The 16,929-nt window shown below is 70.1% G+C and carries 17 protein-coding genes; 4 read left to right on the top strand and 13 right to left on the bottom strand.

What is annotated here, in order from left to right:
- Nucleotides 1–44: 44 nt before the first annotated feature.
- On the top strand, nt 45–1,259 hold the full coding sequence (locus PS271_RS24210) for an ATP-grasp domain-containing protein (RefSeq protein ID WP_398384572.1): 1,215 nt from the start codon (nt 45–47) through the stop codon (nt 1,257–1,259).
- Between the two features lie 101 nt (nt 1,260–1,360).
- On the opposite strand, the gene PS271_RS24205 is transcribed toward PS271_RS24210, so the two are convergent.
- Nucleotides 1,361–1,963 carry a LuxR C-terminal-related transcriptional regulator gene (locus tag PS271_RS24205; protein ID WP_398384571.1) on the bottom strand — a complete coding sequence of 201 codons (603 nt, stop codon included), beginning with the start codon at nt 1,961–1,963 and terminating at the stop codon, nt 1,361–1,363.
- Nucleotides 1,964–2,161: 198 nt separating this feature from the next.
- The gene (locus tag PS271_RS24200) at nt 2,162–3,610 is read right to left on the bottom strand and encodes an MFS transporter (RefSeq protein WP_398384569.1); all 1,449 of its coding nucleotides are present in this window, start codon (nt 3,608–3,610) and stop codon (nt 2,162–2,164) included.
- A 130-nt stretch (nt 3,611–3,740) separates the two neighbouring features.
- Between PS271_RS24200 and PS271_RS24195 the strand changes: the two genes are divergently transcribed.
- The 3 genes from PS271_RS24195 to PS271_RS24185 all read left to right on the top strand — a co-directional run bounded on the left by PS271_RS24195 (nt 3,741) and on the right by PS271_RS24185 (nt 6,845).
- Complete coding sequence (locus tag PS271_RS24195) at nt 3,741–4,457, top strand: TetR/AcrR family transcriptional regulator (RefSeq protein WP_398384567.1); 717 nt, start codon at nt 3,741–3,743, stop codon at nt 4,455–4,457.
- A gap of 268 nt (nt 4,458–4,725) precedes the next feature.
- Nucleotides 4,726–5,796, top strand: coding sequence for a ketoacyl-ACP synthase III family protein (locus tag PS271_RS24190; protein ID WP_398384565.1), 1,071 nt, complete (start codon nt 4,726–4,728; stop codon nt 5,794–5,796).
- 107 nt (nt 5,797–5,903) lie between these two features.
- Nucleotides 5,904–6,845: an alpha/beta hydrolase gene (locus PS271_RS24185; RefSeq protein ID WP_398384563.1), complete on the top strand. Its 942-nt coding sequence runs from the start codon at nt 5,904–5,906 to the stop codon at nt 6,843–6,845.
- Between the two features lie 11 nt (nt 6,846–6,856).
- On the opposite strand, the gene PS271_RS24180 is transcribed toward PS271_RS24185, so the two are convergent.
- From PS271_RS24180 to PS271_RS24130, 11 genes are read right to left on the bottom strand one after another with little or no spacing between them, the layout of a single operon-like run.
- On the bottom strand, nt 6,857–7,828 hold the full coding sequence (locus PS271_RS24180; RefSeq protein ID WP_398384562.1) for a chlorinating enzyme: 972 nt from the start codon (nt 7,826–7,828) through the stop codon (nt 6,857–6,859).
- A gap of 7 nt (nt 7,829–7,835) precedes the next feature.
- The gene (locus tag PS271_RS24175) at nt 7,836–9,551 is read right to left on the bottom strand and encodes a pyridoxal-dependent decarboxylase (RefSeq protein ID WP_398384561.1); all 1,716 of its coding nucleotides are present in this window, start codon (nt 9,549–9,551) and stop codon (nt 7,836–7,838) included.
- A 44-nt stretch (nt 9,552–9,595) separates the two neighbouring features.
- Nucleotides 9,596–11,086 (bottom strand): APC family permease, encoded by a 1,491-nt coding sequence (locus tag PS271_RS24170; protein ID WP_398384559.1) that lies wholly within the window; start codon nt 11,084–11,086, stop codon nt 9,596–9,598.
- 59 nt (nt 11,087–11,145) lie between these two features.
- The gene (locus tag PS271_RS24165) at nt 11,146–11,712 is read right to left on the bottom strand and encodes a 4'-phosphopantetheinyl transferase superfamily protein (RefSeq protein ID WP_398384558.1); all 567 of its coding nucleotides are present in this window, start codon (nt 11,710–11,712) and stop codon (nt 11,146–11,148) included.
- Between the two features lie 10 nt (nt 11,713–11,722).
- Entirely contained in the window at nt 11,723–11,977 is a 255-nt protein-coding gene (locus PS271_RS24160; RefSeq protein WP_398384557.1) for an acyl carrier protein, read from the bottom strand.
- Complete coding sequence (locus PS271_RS24155) at nt 11,970–12,839, bottom strand: alpha/beta fold hydrolase (RefSeq protein ID WP_398384555.1); 870 nt, start codon at nt 12,837–12,839, stop codon at nt 11,970–11,972. Before PS271_RS24155 ends, PS271_RS24160 begins: the two co-directional genes overlap by 8 nt.
- A gap of 4 nt (nt 12,840–12,843) precedes the next feature.
- A complete protein-coding gene (locus PS271_RS24150; RefSeq protein WP_398384553.1) occupies nt 12,844–13,830 on the bottom strand; it encodes an NAD(P)H-dependent flavin oxidoreductase in 987 nt (328 codons plus the stop codon).
- Nucleotides 13,830–14,657, bottom strand: a complete 828-nt coding sequence (locus tag PS271_RS24145) for a class-II aminoacyl-tRNA synthetase family protein (RefSeq protein WP_398384552.1) — start codon at nt 14,655–14,657, stop codon at nt 13,830–13,832. The genes PS271_RS24150 and PS271_RS24145 overlap by 1 nt, the downstream gene beginning before the upstream one ends.
- Nucleotides 14,654–14,902: an acyl carrier protein gene (locus tag PS271_RS24140; RefSeq protein ID WP_398384550.1), complete on the bottom strand. Its 249-nt coding sequence runs from the start codon at nt 14,900–14,902 to the stop codon at nt 14,654–14,656. Before PS271_RS24140 ends, PS271_RS24145 begins: the two co-directional genes overlap by 4 nt.
- Nucleotides 14,899–15,777: a diiron oxygenase gene (locus PS271_RS24135; RefSeq protein ID WP_398384548.1), complete on the bottom strand. Its 879-nt coding sequence runs from the start codon at nt 15,775–15,777 to the stop codon at nt 14,899–14,901. The genes PS271_RS24140 and PS271_RS24135 overlap by 4 nt, the downstream gene beginning before the upstream one ends.
- A 41-nt stretch (nt 15,778–15,818) precedes the next feature.
- Entirely contained in the window at nt 15,819–16,748 is a 930-nt protein-coding gene (locus tag PS271_RS24130) for a hypothetical protein (RefSeq protein ID WP_398384546.1), read from the bottom strand.
- Nucleotides 16,749–16,929: the final 181 nt, after the last annotated feature.

The following is a 16,929-nucleotide window of genomic DNA, read 5'->3' as shown; positions in this document are numbered from 1 at the left end:
TACGGCGTCCGGTGATCCGCTCGATGTGCACGGAAACGAAGGGAATGACCATGATGTGGATATGTCTGCTCGGGCCCAGCCCCGGCGGGGCGAAAGCGATCGCGCTGCACGGCCACCGGCCGGTGGTGCTGGTGCCGCCGGGCGTGGCGGTGCCCCGCGAGGTGGCGGCGCACGCGGAGCGCGTCGTCTTCTGCTCCATCACCGACCACGACGCGGCCAGGTCGGCCGTGGACCGTCTGATCGCCGAACTCGGGCCGCCGCGCCTTGTGGTGTCGTTCACCGAATACGCTCAGGAAGTCTGCGCCCGCATGGCGACCGACCTCGGGCTGCCGTCCGTCTCCCCCGCCGCGGCGGCCCGCGCCCGCGACAAGGTGACGATGCGCCGTCTGCTCGCGGACACCCCTTACGCCTGGCCGTACGCCGCCGGCACGGCCGATGACGTCGCCGCCGCGGTGCGGGCCGAGCCGGACGGCGTCTCCTGGATCGTCAAGCCGGCCGACGGTGCGGGCAGCGCCGGGGTGGCGGCACTGCGGTCGTACGCCGAGCTGGCGCAGTGGCAGGCCGAGGTGGCGCACAGGGCGGCGTCCGGGCGAGCCGGAGCCGTCCGGTTCATCGCCGAACACGCCGCGACCGGGCCGGAGTTCAGCGTCGAAGCGGTCAGCACGGCGGGCCGGCACGCCGTACTGGCGATCACCGCGAAGCAGACCACGGGCAGCCCCGGCTTCGTGGAGACGGGACACATGGTCCCCGCCCCCCTGGCCGAGAGCGACGCCGAACGGCTCCGGGAGGCGGTGCGCTGCGTCCTGGACCGGCTGGAGATCGGCTACGGCGCCAGCCACACCGAACTGCGGCTGGACCCGGTGCACGGCCCTGTCGTCATCGAGACGCACACCCGCGTCGGCGGCGACTGCATCCCGGAACTCGTCGAACTGGCCACGGGCCAGGACCAGTACGAGCGCGCGGTGGCGTCCCTGCTGGGAACGGCCCCGGCGCGGACCGCCGCCCCGGCCGCGCCGGGGGCGGCGATCAGCTTCGTGCTGCCGCCCGCCTCCGGAACCCTCACGGCCATTTCCCTCACGCCCGCGGACGACGTCCTGCGCTGGGACTTCGACCGCGGGCCGGGCGACGAGCTCTCGGACCTGAACAGCTCCGAGGACCGGGTGGGCTACGCAATCACCCTGGGCAGGACCGCGGTGGAGGCGATGGAAAGCGCCGCCAAAGCGACGGCCCTCGTCCATCTCCAGGTCGGCGCGCCCTGACCCCTGTCGCGCGGCCCCTCGGCTCCAAGACGCTCTTCGCCCGCCGCCCCCGGCACCCGGCTCAGGCCGGGACCGGGGGCGGCGGGCATTGCGGCATGTGGTCAGATCCAGCGCGAGTCCCGCGCGATGCGCAGCGCGTCGACACGGTTGCGTGCCCCGATCTTCGCCACCATGGAGGAGAGGTAGTTCCGCACCGTGCCCTCCGAAAGGTACATCCGGGCCGCGATCTCGGGGACCGTGTCACCCCGGGCGACACGTTCGAGCACGGAGAACTCGCGTTCGCTGAGCGGGCAGTCGCTGTTGTTCAGCGCCGCCACCGTCAGCTCCGCGTCGAAGACCCGCTCTCCTTGATGCACGCGGTGGATCGCCTCGACGAACTGGCGCGGTGACACGCTGCGTTCCACGACGCCGGCGATACCGGAAGCGAAGGCCTGGCGGACGACGGACCGCGTCACCGCGGTGGCGAGCAGCATGCTCCGGCAGCCCAGATTCGCGATCTTCTCGGCGACGGTGATCGCGTCACTGTCCTCGCCCTCGAAGCTGATGACCGCGACGTCGGGCCGGTGCGTCTCGGCGAATTGCAGCGCAGCGACGTTGCTTTCCGCGGGCCCGACGACGCGGAGCTCCTCGCGTCGCTCCAGCAGTGCGGCCAGCGCGAAGCGAGACAGATACAGGTCATCAGACACCAGGACATCGATTCCCATGCAATCCCCCTGAGTAATTACGCGAACTCACTCGTCATTGTGGGGAGCGCGACTGGGGGAAGTCTGGATGTCGTCTATAGAGGGGTCCGGGTGACACGCGAACACGGCCCCCGTCCACGATCGGCGCGTGAAATGCGCCGATCGCCGGGGGCCGTGTGCGTGAGGTTCGGACCAGGTGCCGTGTCACGGGCCGTCACATCACGGCTTCTGCGCTCCGTCGGCGGTGGCGGGGGCGGGCCGGGGCAGGACGAAGACCGCGATGAGCACGGCGCAGGCGAGGATTCCTGCGCCGACCAGCATGCCGAGCGTGTATCCGTCGTTGAGGCCGCCGGGCGTGAGCGCGTCGCCGGTGCGGTCGGCGGCAACGGTGCTGAGGGCGGCGAGGCCGAGCGAGGCGCCGATCTGGCGCGTGCTGTTGAGCACGCCGGAGGCGGCGCCCGCCTCGTGGGGCAGGACGCCCCCGGTGGCGATGGAGACGGCCGGGGCGAGGCACAGGCCGATGCCGACGCTGGCGAGGACGGACGGTCCGAGGACGTCGACCAGGAACGAGCCGTCGGAACGCATCAGGCCGAACCAGAGGTAGCCGAGCGCGCCCAGCGTGCCACCGGCGATCAGCATGTTCCGCGGGGCGAACTTGTAGCCGAACTTGACGGCGAGGGTGGAGCCTGCGATCACGCCCAGCATGAAGGGCAGGAACTCGGCTCCGGCGCGGGCCGGACTGCCGCCGAGCACCCGCTGGAGGTAGAGGGAGACGAAGTACAGGGCCGAGGCCATGGCCCCGCCGAACAGCAGCATGAAGAGGTTGGCGCCCGTGACCGAGCGGTTGGCGAACAGGCCGAGGCGGATCAGCGGGTCGCGCTTGGTGGTCCGCTCGACCTGGATGAACGCGGCCAGCAGGACGACGGCGATCGCCAGGGTGATCAGGGTGGTCGGCGAGGTCCACGGGTACTGGTCGGTACGGACGACACCGAACACGAGCAGGGCCGCACCCGCCGTGGCCAGCACGGCGCCCAGTACGTCCGGGCGGCCGCGGCGCGCGGCCGGGGCGTCCTGGGCGATGCCGCGCCAGGCCAGGGCCAGCGCGAGAGCGGCCATCGGCAGGTTGATGTACATCACCCACTGCCAGCCCGCGTACTGGGTGAGCAGTCCGCCGACCAGGACGCCGACGGCGCCGCCGGAGGCGTTCACCGCGCTCCAGATGCCGAAGGCCTTCACGCGTTCCTTGCCGCTGGGAAAGGTCGAGGCGAGCAGTGCCAGCGCCGCCGGCGCGACGGCAGCGGCACCGATGCCCTGCGCGGCGCGCGCGGCCACCAGCTGACCGGGGGCCTGGGCGAGGCCGCCGACGAGGGAGGAGACGCCGAACAGGCCGAGCCCGAACAGCATCACGCGCTTGTGCCCGTACCGGTCGGCGATCTTGCCACCCAGCAGGAGCAGGCCGCCGAAGGTGAGGGCGTACGCGTGGATCACCCAGGTCAGGCCCACCTCGCTGAAGCCGAGGCCGCTGCCGATCTGGGGGAGTCCGACGTTCACCACCGTCAGGTCCAGCGACACCATGAACTGCACGACGGAGACCGCGGCGAGGGTGGTCCCGGGCCGCGCACCGCTCGCGGCGCTCGTCTTCTCACTCGCTACTTGCGTGCTTGCCAACGCACCCAGCCCCTCTGCATCCGGTCGTGCCGATAGAGTTTCCGATCGCGTTCTGAAATTAGCAGTGAGGACGGAGAGGTGTCGACCAGTCAGGTCATACGCCGCTGTCGCGGCGAGGCATGATGGAGTGATGCCACGATCGAACGCACCGCGCCGGCCCGTCGGCCGGCCCCCCGTGACTTCCCGCGAACAGATCCTGACCGCGGCCCGCGGGCTCATCGACGAGTACGGCTGGGAGAAGCTCACGGTCCGCCGGCTCGCGTCCGAGATCGGCGTCGGGACGACGACCCTGTACTCGCACGTGCGGGACAAGGAGGATCTGCTGTTCCTGCTGATCCACGAGTACGCGGAGCGGATTCCGCACCCCGAGCTGCCGAGCGAGCCGCGGGAGCGGATCGTCACGGCCGCCGTCGCGATCCACGACGGCCTGGCGGCGTGGCCCTGGGCGGCGGAGGTCCTCACCACCGACGGGTTCATCGCCCGGCTCGGCGACTCGTTCCTGTGGCTGGTCGAGACGATCCTGGCCGGAGTCGTCGACGCCGGATGCCCCCCGGAGCAGACCGTCCGGATCTTCCGCAGCATCTGGTACTACACGGTCGGCGAGATCCTCGTGCGCGCGCACACCCGCCACCGCAAGATGGACGAAGAGGACCCCACCTGCCTCAACCCTTACTTCGGCAACGCCGACGGCCCGCTCCGGCACCCGCACCTGGCCGCGATCGCCGACCGGTGGGCAGCGCTGGCCGGGCAGGACACCTTCGCGCAGGGGCTCCGCGCCTTCGTCGACGGCCTGCTCGCGCAGTCCCTGGCGGAGGCACCGGAAACACCGGATCCGGAGTCGGGCTGACTCGTTCAACTGTCTTCCGTGGACAGTTGAACACGCAGGCACAGCCGCCGCGAGCGTAACGGATCAGCGTCTCGAATTCAGCCCGCGCACACCCCACGGTGTCACCGGAAGTCATGAGAAATGCATGTACGGGAGACCGGGTTCGGCATTGTAGCGTGACCGCATCCCGATGAAGGCTCCGCGCCGCGAGTCCCGGATCGCGGAGCCTGATCGCGCTCACCACGAACCCTTGCCGGACGGGCATCGAACTCGGAAGAAGAATTAGACCATGACTATCCCTGTCTATATCGCGTCGGCTGCTGCCTGGATTCCGTCCGCGGAATCGGCGGCGGCAGCGGTGGCCGCCGGTAAATACCCTGCCGACGACAACGCGGCCAACAAAATACCCTGCCTGCCGGTGGCCACGGACGAGGTATCCGTCCCGGACATGGGAGCGCTCGCGGGGCGAAAGGCCCTCGACCGGGCCGCGGACGTGGTCGGAGGCCGGGTCGATCTGGTCCTGCACGCATCGATCTACCACCAAGGCCGCGACCACCACTGGAATTCGGCTCCGTACATCCAGCGCGAGCTGGGCCTGACCGACGCCTTCGCCCTGAACATCGAGGGGATGTCGAACGGGGGCATGGCGGCGATCGATCTGGCGACGGCCCGGCTCGAAGCCGGCCGGGGGACGAGCGCTCTGATCACCACCGCGGACCGGTTCTGCCCGCCCGGGTTCGACCGGTGGCGGGGTTCGTACGGCATCGTCTTCGGCGACGGCTCCACGGCGATGGTCCTCTCCACGACCGGTGGATTCGCCCGTATCCACGCCATCGCGTCGGCCACCGACGCCTCACTGGAACCGCTGCACCGGGGCACCGCCCCGTTCACCAACGCGTACGGGGTGGTCGCCGACGAGAATCTGCGCACTCCGAAGAAGTCGTATCTGGAGGAGGTCGGGTCGGAGTCGGTGCTCCAGCGCGCTGAAGAGACGACGATGAGCGCCATCTCCGAGGTGCTCGACCGGAGCGGGTACAAGCTCGACGACTTCGCCAGGATCCTGCTGCCCAACATGGGATACGGGCTGATGGAGGCCCAGTTCTTCAAGCCGCTGGGCATCTCGGCCGAGCGCACGCTGTGGAACTGGGGCCGCTACGCCGGGCACTTGGGAGCGGGCGACCTGACCGCGGCCGTGGCCCGCCTGGTGGAGAAGAAGGAAGTCAGCCGGGGCGACCTCGTGCTCCTGATCAGCACCGGCGGCGGCTACTCGGTGACGGTGGCGGCGCTGGAGATCGAGTCGGTACCGGAGTGGCCCGAGACCACCACGGACTTCGTCCTGCCCGCCGACGTCACGGCATGAGTGCGCGCGGAACTGGTCGCTAGCGCCGTAGCCCCACCACACGTACAGCCGGCCGCGCGGCTTCACACCGCTGAATCCTCCGCCGGCGTGATGCAAGGAGAGCCCTCATGGCCATGGACCGTTTCGTCCGCGCCTTGATCCAGTGGCAGTCGGGCGGCCGCCCCGAACCGGCGCGCGCCCTTCCCCTGGCACAGCTGCGCGCCCGCTACGCCGCGCAGGCGGCGGCCCATGTGCGCGGCGACGCGGCCCGGGACGCGGACGTCGAGACGAAGGACCAGGTGATCGACGGCCGGGACGGCGGCGAGTTCGGCCTCCGGACGTATCTGCCGCCCACCGACCGGGGGCGTCTCGTGACGTACCTGCACGGGGGCGGCTGGACGGTCGGTGACGTCGACACGCACGACCCGGTCTGCCGTCGCATCGCCGCCGGACTCGGCGCGGTCGTCGTCTCCGTCGACTACCGCCGTGCGCCGGAGCATCCGCACCCCGGCCCGCTCCAGGACGGCATCGCCGCGTCCGAGTGGGCGGACCGCGCCTTCCCCGGCCGTCACCACGTGATCGCCGGGGACAGTGCGGGCGGGGCCCTGGCGGTGGGGATCTCGATGCACCACCGCGACCACGGCGGCATCGGGTTCGCCGCGCAGCTGCTCGTGTACCCGCCGGCTGATCCGGAGCTGCGCTCCCGGTCCGCACGCGAGTACGGCTCGGGATACCTCTCGGAGGTCGACGACCTGCGCTGGTACTACGACCAGTACGTGCCGGACCCGGCGCACCGCACGGCCCGGGAGATCAACCTGCTGGGCGCCGATCACCGCGGGCTGCCGCCCACGGTGATCGGCACGGCCGAGTTCGACCCCCTGCACGACGAAGGAGTCGAGCTTGCGGTGCGCATGGCCGCCGACGGCGTCGTGGTGCACCACGTGCCCGCTCCGGGCCTGGTGCACGGCTATCTCCTCATGGCCGACATCATCCCGGCCGCCGAGGCGGCGACGAAGGACGTACTGGCCGCACTGGAACAGGTGCTGGCCGCGCTGCCCGTGCCGCAGTAGCCCACCGCTCATCATCTCCGCACGGCTCCGGGCCCGCCGCCGTCGCGGCGGCGGAAGACGTGGCCGGCGGTGGTGCTTGCGGCGACGCGGTTGTGCCCGAAGCGGTCCTCGCCGCTGACCAGGACCGTCCCGTACCGGTCGAGGCTCGTCCGGCCGCCGTACTCCTCGACCTCCGAAGCGCCGGCGTAGACCCGCACGGACGCGGGCACGTAGCGCGCCGAGAAGCCCATGCGCATCTTCCTGGTCCGGCCGGCGTGCGGGTGCGAGGCGTGCATGAGTCGCGACCAGAAGACGACGAACTGCCCGGCCCGCAGTTCCACGGACACGGCCTTCGACTCGTCCGGCTGCCAGTCCGGGTCGATCTGGAGCTCGCGGTAGTCGTAACCGAAGAAGCCGCGCCGGACGCCGTTCTTCACCACGGAGACGTTGCCGTCGGGGTCGTAGCGCATCCGCTTGGTCTCGTCGTAGTGCATGGTGCGGTGCGTGCCGGGGATGAACTGCAGGCCGCCCATGTCGGCGGTGGCGTCGGTGAACGCGCACCACACGGTGAGGGAGCCGCCCGGGTCCGTGCCCCGCGGCCACTGGATCTGGGGCCGGCCGGACGCGTTGGCGAAGGTGGCGGACTGGTGCCAGTCCGTCCCCTCGTTCCCCGGGTACTTGGGGAAGAAGTCCGAGCGCCAGCACAGGACGTCGGGGCCGAGGACGGAGGCGACCCGGTCCACGATGCCCGGCTGGGTGATGTGATCGGCGAGGAAGGCGTTGTCGAGGTGCCGGTCGTAGTTGGCCAGGCACGCCACCCCCGAGCCGTCGGACGCGTCACGGTACACCGCGCCGCTGCGGTCCGTGAGGTCCTGGCGGGTCCGGGCCCACTCCCGCTCGATCTCGTCGGGCTCATAGAGCGTGAAGGGGCCCGCGTACCCCGTCCGGTGGAACTCCGCCACTTCGTCGGCGGTGAGCCGGAAGTCGTGCTGCTGAGCGGACATGTCCGCGTCAGCCCGTCACCGCGTCGGCCACCGGTCCGGCCGGCTCCGCCGCTCGCACCCCGCCGGCGGTGGTCCCGGTGGGCGACGCCGGGGGGAAGGCGCCCGGCTGCCGCAGCTCGCCGATGAGTTCGTCGACGCGTTGCCTGGTGAGGTGGCGCATCGCGTAGAGGTGGACGTAGGCGCGCGCGGCGCCGTCGACGCGCACGGTCTCGCCGGAGAGCGAGTAGCGCCGGACGATGTCCGCGTGCGGCCGGCGGAACCGCACGGACAGCGACTGCCGGCTGCGTGCCACCCACAGGTCCTGGCCCAGGTGCTCCTGCACCGCGAGAAGCCGCTCGTGCGCGTAGGCGGCGAGGCCGTCGCACTCGGCCGCGAGCCGGGCCTGGTCGTCGTAGGAGTGACGGGCCAGATAGTCCCACATCAGCAGCGAGGAGAAGCCGTTGCGGGAGCCCGCGAAGGTGGTGTCGGCGGCGCCGATGTACTCGGACGACCGGGGCGGGGCCATTTGCAGTCCGGTGCGGGTCATGAAGACTCCGCACGCCCACGGCGTCCCCATCCATTTGTGGCCGCTCATGGTCAGTGAGTGCACGTCGGAGATCCGGAAGTCGAAGAGGGGCGGTACCTGCTCCACCATGCCGGCGTCCCGGGCCATCTCCAGGTAGGGCACGTAACCGGCTCCCAGTGCCCCGTCGACGTGCAGCCAGTATCCCGACCGCTCGTCGGGGTCGCCGTCCTCGCCGCCGGGGCGGTCGAGGCGACGGTTGCCGAGGCCGTACTCCGCGCAGATGCCGCGCACCGTGCGGCCGACCGCCTCGACGTCGTCGTATGCGCCTTTGAAGGTGGACCCGTAGTTGAGGCTGACCAGGATCGGGTAGCCGCGGCTGGCGAAGAACCGCACCAGCACGGCGAGTTGCCCCACGTCGATGGCGCCGTCCTCGGTGGAGGGCACCTCCCGCGGCCAGGCAGTTCCCGGCGCGAGGGGGTTCTCGCCGGGGTAGCGCGCGGAGCCCAGGGCGTGGAAGGTGTCGATGTCCAGCGCCCGTACCGCCTTGGTCAGCGAGTAGTGGGTGTCTTCGGAGAAGAACACCACCGGGTGGAAGGCGTTCGGGCCTTCTCCGCGCGGTGCCTGCTCGCACGCCGCACGGTCCGGTTCGCGGTGGTGCGTACGCAGGGGCTTGCCCGACAGGTAGTCCCGTGCGTTCCACAGGCCGTAGAGGTTGCCCTCGCTGGAGCCCATGGTCAGGACGTAGCCCCAGTACGACTCGGGGTCCTGCGGGTTGTGCGGCCACTTCGCGTGCCACAGCGAGGCGAAGTAGTCGAGTACGGCCCGCTCGAGCACCTTGGAGTTGAGCGTGTACGAGCTGGACTGGTAGGGGTCTCCGACGTTGTTGAGGTGCCGGTTGAGGTAGTGCCCCAGGCGCTCTTCGTAATCGAGGGCGCTGGTGACCTGGTAGCCGGCGAAGTTGCGCGTCTGGGTGTCCACGTGGCGGCGGAACAGCGTCTCGGCCTCGGTGTACTGCTCCGGATCCAGTCCGGTGGGCGGCAGCTGCACCTTGTGATGGGGTACTTCGGGAACGCCGAGGTAGGCCGCCCGGGGGTCGGAGGACGGGGCGGTGCCGAAGGGGCGGCCGCCGACGACCCGCAGGCCGCTGAACGTCTTCTGCCACGGTGTGTCTTCGGGACCGAAGGGTATGTCTGCATGCGTTTCGGCTTCACGAGGCATTGGAGCTGGTCCTTTCACTGCGCGGCTCCCGGTCCGGGCCGGAGTCACCGCGCTGCCTGGGAGAGGCGGCCGGCAGCGTCCTCGGCCGGGGAAGTGGGCGGCTGCGCCGGCGCGGAGACGCCGCCCAGGCGCGCGTACCGGTCCGGGCGGGCCGAGCGCAGCCAGATGGCAAAGGCGACGCCGAGGCCGCCGACGATCAGCAAGAGCCACGGCAAGGCGGTGACGACGGGGTCGGTGGTCCCGGTCAGCACGTTGAAGTTCGACACCACCAGAATCGCCGCGGTGATCAGCCCCAGGGCACCCAGCGCGGGCGCGATGACGGTCTGCCAGCGTCCCTCGCGCCGGTGACGGAAGTAGCCGATCACGGCCAGCGAGGCCGCTGCCTGGAGCAGGATGATGCCGAGGGTGCCGAGTCCCAGCATGCTGGTCGACATGTTCACGTACGGGTCGAGGCCCGCGGCCGCGAACAGGGCGACCACCACCGTGCTGAAGACGGTCTGGACCACGCTGGCCCGGTGCACGGAGCCGCTCTCCTTGTGCGTGGCGTGGAGGCTGCGCGGCAGCAGCCCGTCGCGGCTCAGGGCGTACATGTACCGGTTGGCGGCGTTGTGCAGCGCCAGCCAGGAGGCGAACAGGCTCGTGCACAGGAGGACTTGCATGGTGACGGTCGCCGGGCGCCCCAGGTAGCTGTCGCTGAGCAGGAAGAACAGATCGCCGAGGTGGCTCGCGGCACGGGCGCTCACCCGGTCGGGCCCCAGGGCGCCGACGGCGACCCAGCTGGTCAGGGCGTAGAACGAGGCGACCACCAGCACGGCGATGACAGTGGCGCGAGGCACGCTGCGGTGCGGCGCCTTGGCCTCCTCCCCGTACAGGGCGGCCGATTCGAAGCCGAGGAAGGAAGCGAAGCCGAACATCACGGAGACACCGAGCCCGGGGGCGAGCACCGTGTGGGTGGCGAAGGAGGTGGAGGGGAGGGCCGCACCGCCGTGGCGGGCCAGGACGGCGATGTCCAGTGCGACCAGGATGGCGATCTCGCACACCATGCAGAGGGACAGCAACCGGGCGCTGAGGTCGGCCTCCCGGTAACCGAGCATTCCGACCAGGAGCAGGCCGAGTCCGGCCCATACCTGCCAGGGCAGGTCCAGCCCGTGGGCCGCGGCCACGCTCCGGGTGAAGTAGGCGAAGGCGCCGAGGACCCCGACCGTGGCGGCGTTGTAGGCGAGCACGGCCAGCAGTCCCGCCCCGGCGGCCGCCCGGCGGCCGAGGCCGTGCGCGATGTGGGTGTAGAAGCCGCCCATGTGGCTGATCCGCCGTGCGATGGCGGCATAGCCGGCGGAGAAGCACAGCAGGGTCAGGCCCGCGAAGAGGAACATGGCCGGCACGCCGGGGCCGGTGCCGATGGCGAAGGCGAGCGGGACGGTGAACACCATCGCGGCCAGGGGGGCGGCCGCGGCGATGATGATGAACACGATCTTCGGGGTGGTCAGCGTGCGCTGGAAGCGTGCGCTTCCCTCAGACGAGGGTGTGCCGGTCATAAAGGTCTCCAGATGAGGGGCAACAGCCCGGAACCGAGCGGAAGGTCACGCTCGTGACGTCAATGCCGTATCGCCACGGCGAACGAAAGATCCGCCTCCGGGCGAATCCACAGGGGCACCGATTCGCCGCGGTACGTGGCGGTCAACGCGCCGTCGGACAGGCTGAGGCGGACCTGCCAGAACAGGAATTCCCCCAGCGTGCCGATGCAGTTCATCGCCTTGAACGCGGCTTCCTTGGCGGCGAACAGGTCGCGCGCGGTGTAGGGCCCGGTCGGGGCGAGCAGCAGACGCCGCTCCTCTTCCCGCAGGATGAACGCGGCCGTACGAGCGGTGATGACCGCGGGCTCGATGTCGACGCCGACCGCCTCGGCGCCGGGGACCACCACGGCGACCGCGAGCCGGCCGGTGTGGGAGATCGAACCGGCGAACCCTTGGGGGAAGACCGGCCTGCCGTCCCGGGCCCGCGCCACCGTGAGCTCGTCCGACCCGGCCGCGGCCAGCGCCGCGGCGGCCGCACGACGACCGGCCGCGAACTGCTCGGCCGGGCCGTGGGGCGGCAGCACCGGAGACGTCTCCATGGACGTCTCCGGTGCCGGGCCCCGGTGCAGGGCCGGCTCAGCGGTCACCGTGAGGCCCTCAGTTGCGCAGTGCCACGACGTGGCGTGCCAGCGAATCGATCGAGCGCAGCGCCTCCGGCCGGACGTCGTCGTCCCACTCGAAACCGAACGCGTCCTCCATCGCGACCAGCAGAGCGACCAGCGCGGTGGAAGGGACTCCGGCCTCGCGGAGCGACACGGTGTCGCCGACTCCGCTGACGAAGGAGGGGCCGCCGAACACGTCGACCAGCAGCTCGCGAATCCGCTGCCGTACGTCCACCGCCGTGTCAGACATTCTCTTCCGCTTCCTCGATGAACTTCCGTACGAGCTCCTGGAAGCCCACGGGGTCGTCGAGGAAGGGCACGTGGCCGGCCTTCGGCATGATCGCGCAGCGACCGTTCGGGAACAGCGCGGCCAGCTCGTGGCCCGCCGTCGGGCCGAGCAGGATGTCGTCGTCGCCCAGGGCGATCAGCGTCGGCGCCTGAATGCGGGTCAGCAGTTCGGAGTCGGCATCCCCCTGCTGGGCCAGCGTGAGGCCGTTGTTGAGCTCCTCGGGCGTCGACATGGCCAGGAAGCTCTCCCGAAGGCCGAGGAAGCCCGGAACGCCGTACTCCTCGATCATCTGCGTGCTGACGAACTCGGGGTACATGTGGCTGAACAGGATGGGGATGTCGTGGCTGTTCAACGTCCGCAGCCAGGCCCGCTGGAGCATCCGGTGACGCCGCATCTGCGGGCCGACGACCGGTCCGGCCAGCACGAGCCCCCGGACCCGGTCCGGGTACGCGAGGGCCACGTCACGGGCGAGCTGGGTGGAGGCCGACGAGGCGAGCAGGTACGTCGAGTCGATCTCCAGCGCGTCGAGCAGCCCGACCAGGTCGGCGGCGTGCTCCTCCCAGGTCGGCTCCTGCTCCAGACGCGTGGAGCGGCCGTGGTTGCACAGGTCGTAGCTCACCACGCGGTGGTGCTTGGCGAGCTCGTCGGTGTAGTCCCGCCAGAACGGGGCGGTGAAGAAGAAGTTGTTGAGCGTCGTGATGGCAATGCCCTCGCCCGCGGACTCGCAGTAGAGTTCGACGCCCTCCCTGGTGCGTATCGGGGGCGCGTCCTCGCGGTAGCTCAGGTCGTGGTAGTACTCGTCGTGCTCTGCATCAGCCGACATGGCGTTACGCCCTCTCTTCGGTATGGATAACTCCGGCCCCCGGGAGGGCCCGTGCGAATGCGGCGACGACATCGGCCGCCGAGACTTCCGCGGATATCTCGCCGCAGGACCGGCCGCAGTACAGCGCCATCTCTTCGATGCGGCCACTGGTCGCTTCGGTGGGCACCGCCGCGCTGAAGCGCGGCACCAGGTACGGCTTTCCTTCGACCATCGTTCTGCCGATGAACTTCGCGGGCTGCTCCGGGTCGGCGGTGACGGTCGTGGCGAGCACGCGGTGCCGCCGGCCCGGCCATCCGACCTTGTACACATCGGTGATCACGGTGTCGGTCTCGTCCGCGCCGGTCACCGCCGACTTGAAGCGGGCATGGGCCCGCGACTCGTGGGCGACGACGAAGGCAGTGCCGAGCAGCACCCCGTCGGCACCGGCGGCCAGGGCCCGTGCGGCCTCCTCGGGCGAGCCGATGCCGCCCGAGGCGACCAGACAGGCGCCGGGCACCAGTGCCCGCAGTGCGCCCACCAGGTCGTCACGCCGCGAGGTGCCGAGCAGGTGACCGCCCGCCTCGGTGCCCTGCGCCACCACCACGGCGCCCCGCGCGGCCGCGTGGACACCGTCCTCGACCGTGCCGACCTGCACCACCAGCTGCCGGCCCGCCGCGGTGACCCGGTCGAACACCGCGTCGCCGGGCATGCCGAAGAAGGACAGGTGCACACGGTCCGGCGTCTCGTCGAGCACCTGGGCCACTTGCCGGTCGAGCTCGTCCGGCCCGACCACCTCCGGGATCAGGTTCACGCCGACGGGCCGGTCGGTACCGGCGGTCAGCCGGCCGAGCACGACCGACAGCGCGTCGTCCACCAGCTTGTAGCCGCCGACACAGCCTCCGGCGCCGGCGTTGGACACCGCGCAGGCCAGCTCCGTCCCCGCGACACCGCCCATGCCCGACTGCAGCACACCGACGTCCAGGCCGAGCACCGCGGCCAGCGTGGACCGCATCAGCTCAGGCTCTCGACCGCGGCCGCGGCGGCGTCGGTGCTGCCGAAGCGCTCGGTCAGGGCATGCACCCACCGCTCGAGGCCGAAGGCGAGGCAGCTGGTGTGCGCCGTGTCCTCGCCGGCCAGGATGCCGCACCGCTCACCGAAGAAGTTCCGGTGGTAGTTGACCGAGCCGATGGCCAGGCCGTTGACGACGAACTCCTCCTTCACGGGGAACAGCCGCTGCATCTTCGCCTTGCCGCTGTTCTTGTCGAAGAACGGGTCGGTGGCGACCTCGAGGCGGAAGTCCAGGCCGAGTTCCGCGCACAGCGTCGTCACGGCGTCCTTGGCGCGGAGCAGGTGGTCCTTCGCCACGTCCTCCGACGCCACGCAGACGATCTCCCGCATGGAGAAGCCGAGCAGCCGCTGCAGGCCCTCGTAGTGGGTCTCGTTGCGGAAGCAGGTGCCGACCGTGGTCCGCATCGTCCCCTCGGCGGGCAGCGTGGAGCCCGCCAGGTCGACGTAGACCGAGTAGCAGGCCGCCGAGGGCAGCGCGAACGCGGTCGGCTCCATCACCTCGGCCGGAATCCGCTCGACCGGCCGTTCCGTCTCCTTCAGCAGGCCGCCGAGGCGCTCCGGGTCGAGCCGGGTCGCCGCGAGGCCCAGATGCGGGAAGTTGTCGTAGTAGTCGAAGGTGTCGAGGTCCTTGCAGCGCATCAGGAACGGGAACCGGAACTCCGGCGCGTCCCAGTCGCCGGCCAGGCGGCGGAACACCGCGTCGATCGCCCGCAGCACCCGCAGCTGCCCGCCGTCGAGAACTCCCAGGCCGTTGTCGGTCACTGTGGTCATCGGGCCGCTTCCTTCTTGAAGAATCGGGCTTCCAGCGCACCGAGGGTGCGGAAGTCGTTCAGATCCAGGTCTTCCGGGTCGATCGGCTCGCCGGTCAGCTCCTCCAGCAGGAAGATGAACTCGACGAAGGCCAGCGAATTGATGGCGCGGCTGTCGATGAGGTCCAGTTCGTCGGACAGCTGGCCGAGCTTTGGGTTGCGGCCGACGATGAACTCCCGTACCGCCCGCATCGGTTCGGTCGTCACTTGACCAGCTCCCTGCCCACGCCCGCCTTCGACAGGAACTTCCTCGTCCGCTTCAGCACCTGTTCGTGCGCTTCCAGCCGGGCGGGGTGTTCCAGTGCGCGCCGCCGCAGAGCGAGCGCGTCCGGGATGTTCGCGTCGCGGTAGGCGGCCGGGTTGTAGAGGGTGCCGATGCTGTACTGCAGGTAGTTCTCGAGGTACTCGGCGATCAGCGGCACCTCGTCCGGGTCGCGCTCCGCCACCTGGCCGAGCAGGTTGGTGAAGATCATCCGTCCGAAGGCGACGTGCCGGCTCTCGTCCTGGTGGTGCACCCGGTTGATCTCCCGGGCGATGTGCGGCAGCGACTGGTCGGTCGCCATGTTCGCGTTGTAGTAGTCGACGATCTCCTCGAAGATCAGGATGCGCGCGAACACGATCAGCTCGCGGGCCACCTGCGAGAGGTGGTCCACCGAGTCGGCCTTCAGCGTCGGCTGCGCGGGGTACAGCTTGCCCCCGTAGCGCAGGCAGAACTGCGCGAAGAACCACATGTGCTCGTTTTCCTCACCGATGAAGTGGTGCAGGAACTCCGAGACGTCCGCATAGGTCCGCTCGTGGATGCGCATCACGACTTCGTTCAGCAACTCGCGGATCCCGTGGATATTGAGGCTGAAGAAGTTGATCGCCTCGTATTTGGTCAGCGCGATCTGCTGCTCACGGGTCAGCTCGTCCCACATCGGCGTGCCGGCCAGCGTGGTCAGGTTCTCGCTCATCCACGGCAGGCCGGGCTCGATGGTGTCGGGCCAGTCGAACATTGAATACGGGTTGTAGTAGCCGGATTCGGCCAGGTTCTCCAACCGGTTCAAGTCCAGCACAACCGGTTCGATTTCACGTACCGCCATTTCACTCGCCCTTCCAAGCGGAGTGGTGCAAGATTTCAGCTTCAACGCAACGATCGGATGTCCGCACGCACCTGGACCGGCAGCCGTGAACCGCATTCGTGGTAGCCGAAGGACGCATTGCCGGAGGCCGTGGACGGGATCACCTTGTTGTAGACCGACCCGAGGCACAGCTCCTGGAAGTCCCCGGTGTCCGGCGACAGGCGCGCCGCCAGCTGCGCCTTGGCGATGTCGACGGTCTTGAGAGCACCGTCGTCGTCCTCGACCTCCACGCACGCGTGCGGCAGGTCGAGCGCACCGCCGAGCACGCCGCAGAACCAGCCCCGCTTCGCCTCGGCCCGGTACCCGGCCGCGCGGAAGCGCTCGGCGAGCAGCAGGCTCGCGGCGATACAGCTCGTCGCGCCCAGGTCGTGCACCAGCTCGTAGTCGGCCTGCATGGCGACGGGGATCATCTGCCAGCGGTAGCCGGCATCGAGGTACTCACGGGTCAGACGCCGCAGCTCGGTGGAGACCAAGGGGGTTCGTGCACCGACCGTGGTGACCGTCGCCGCGTACGCGGCCGATCCCGCGCTCGCCTCCGGCGCCGCCCCGCCCTCGGCGCGCCCGCCGAACCGGACGACATCGGGCGCTTCGAAGCGCCAGGGTGCCACCCCTTCGCATGCGACGCAGTCCAGCCGGACCCGGAAGTCCCACGACTTCTCGCGCAGCAGATCGCCGACCGGACGGCCGGCGAAGCGGAACAGCATGCGGAATGCCAGCTCGGGCTGTGTATTCGTTCTGCCCGAATACATGCCGAGGTTGTACAGATCGCTCACGTCGAAGTAGCGCACGCCCGACCGGAGCTCGAACGGCAGGCCCGCATCGGCAAGCCTGTCGATCTCCGCCGGGCCGCACCTCAGCATTTCCTGTGCCAGCGATTCGGACTGGGTCTTCTCAGAATACTGGGCGGGAATGAACTCGATGGAATTCGCCACCGCTTCCCAGGGTGTATCCGGGGTGACAGTTTGACGCAGCACAGGCTATCCCTCCAGGCAAAACGACCTCGCCGCCGACTCCGGGTCCGAATCCGCGGAACCATGCAGACGTTAGCCGTGGGGAGATGCCTGATGGAATGGTATTTCCACATGCGCACACGTGCGTTTCACATACCACGAC

It is taken from the genome of Streptomyces sp. SCA2-17 (genome assembly GCF_044336695.1).
This window is presented reverse-complemented; position numbering and strand designations above follow the sequence as displayed.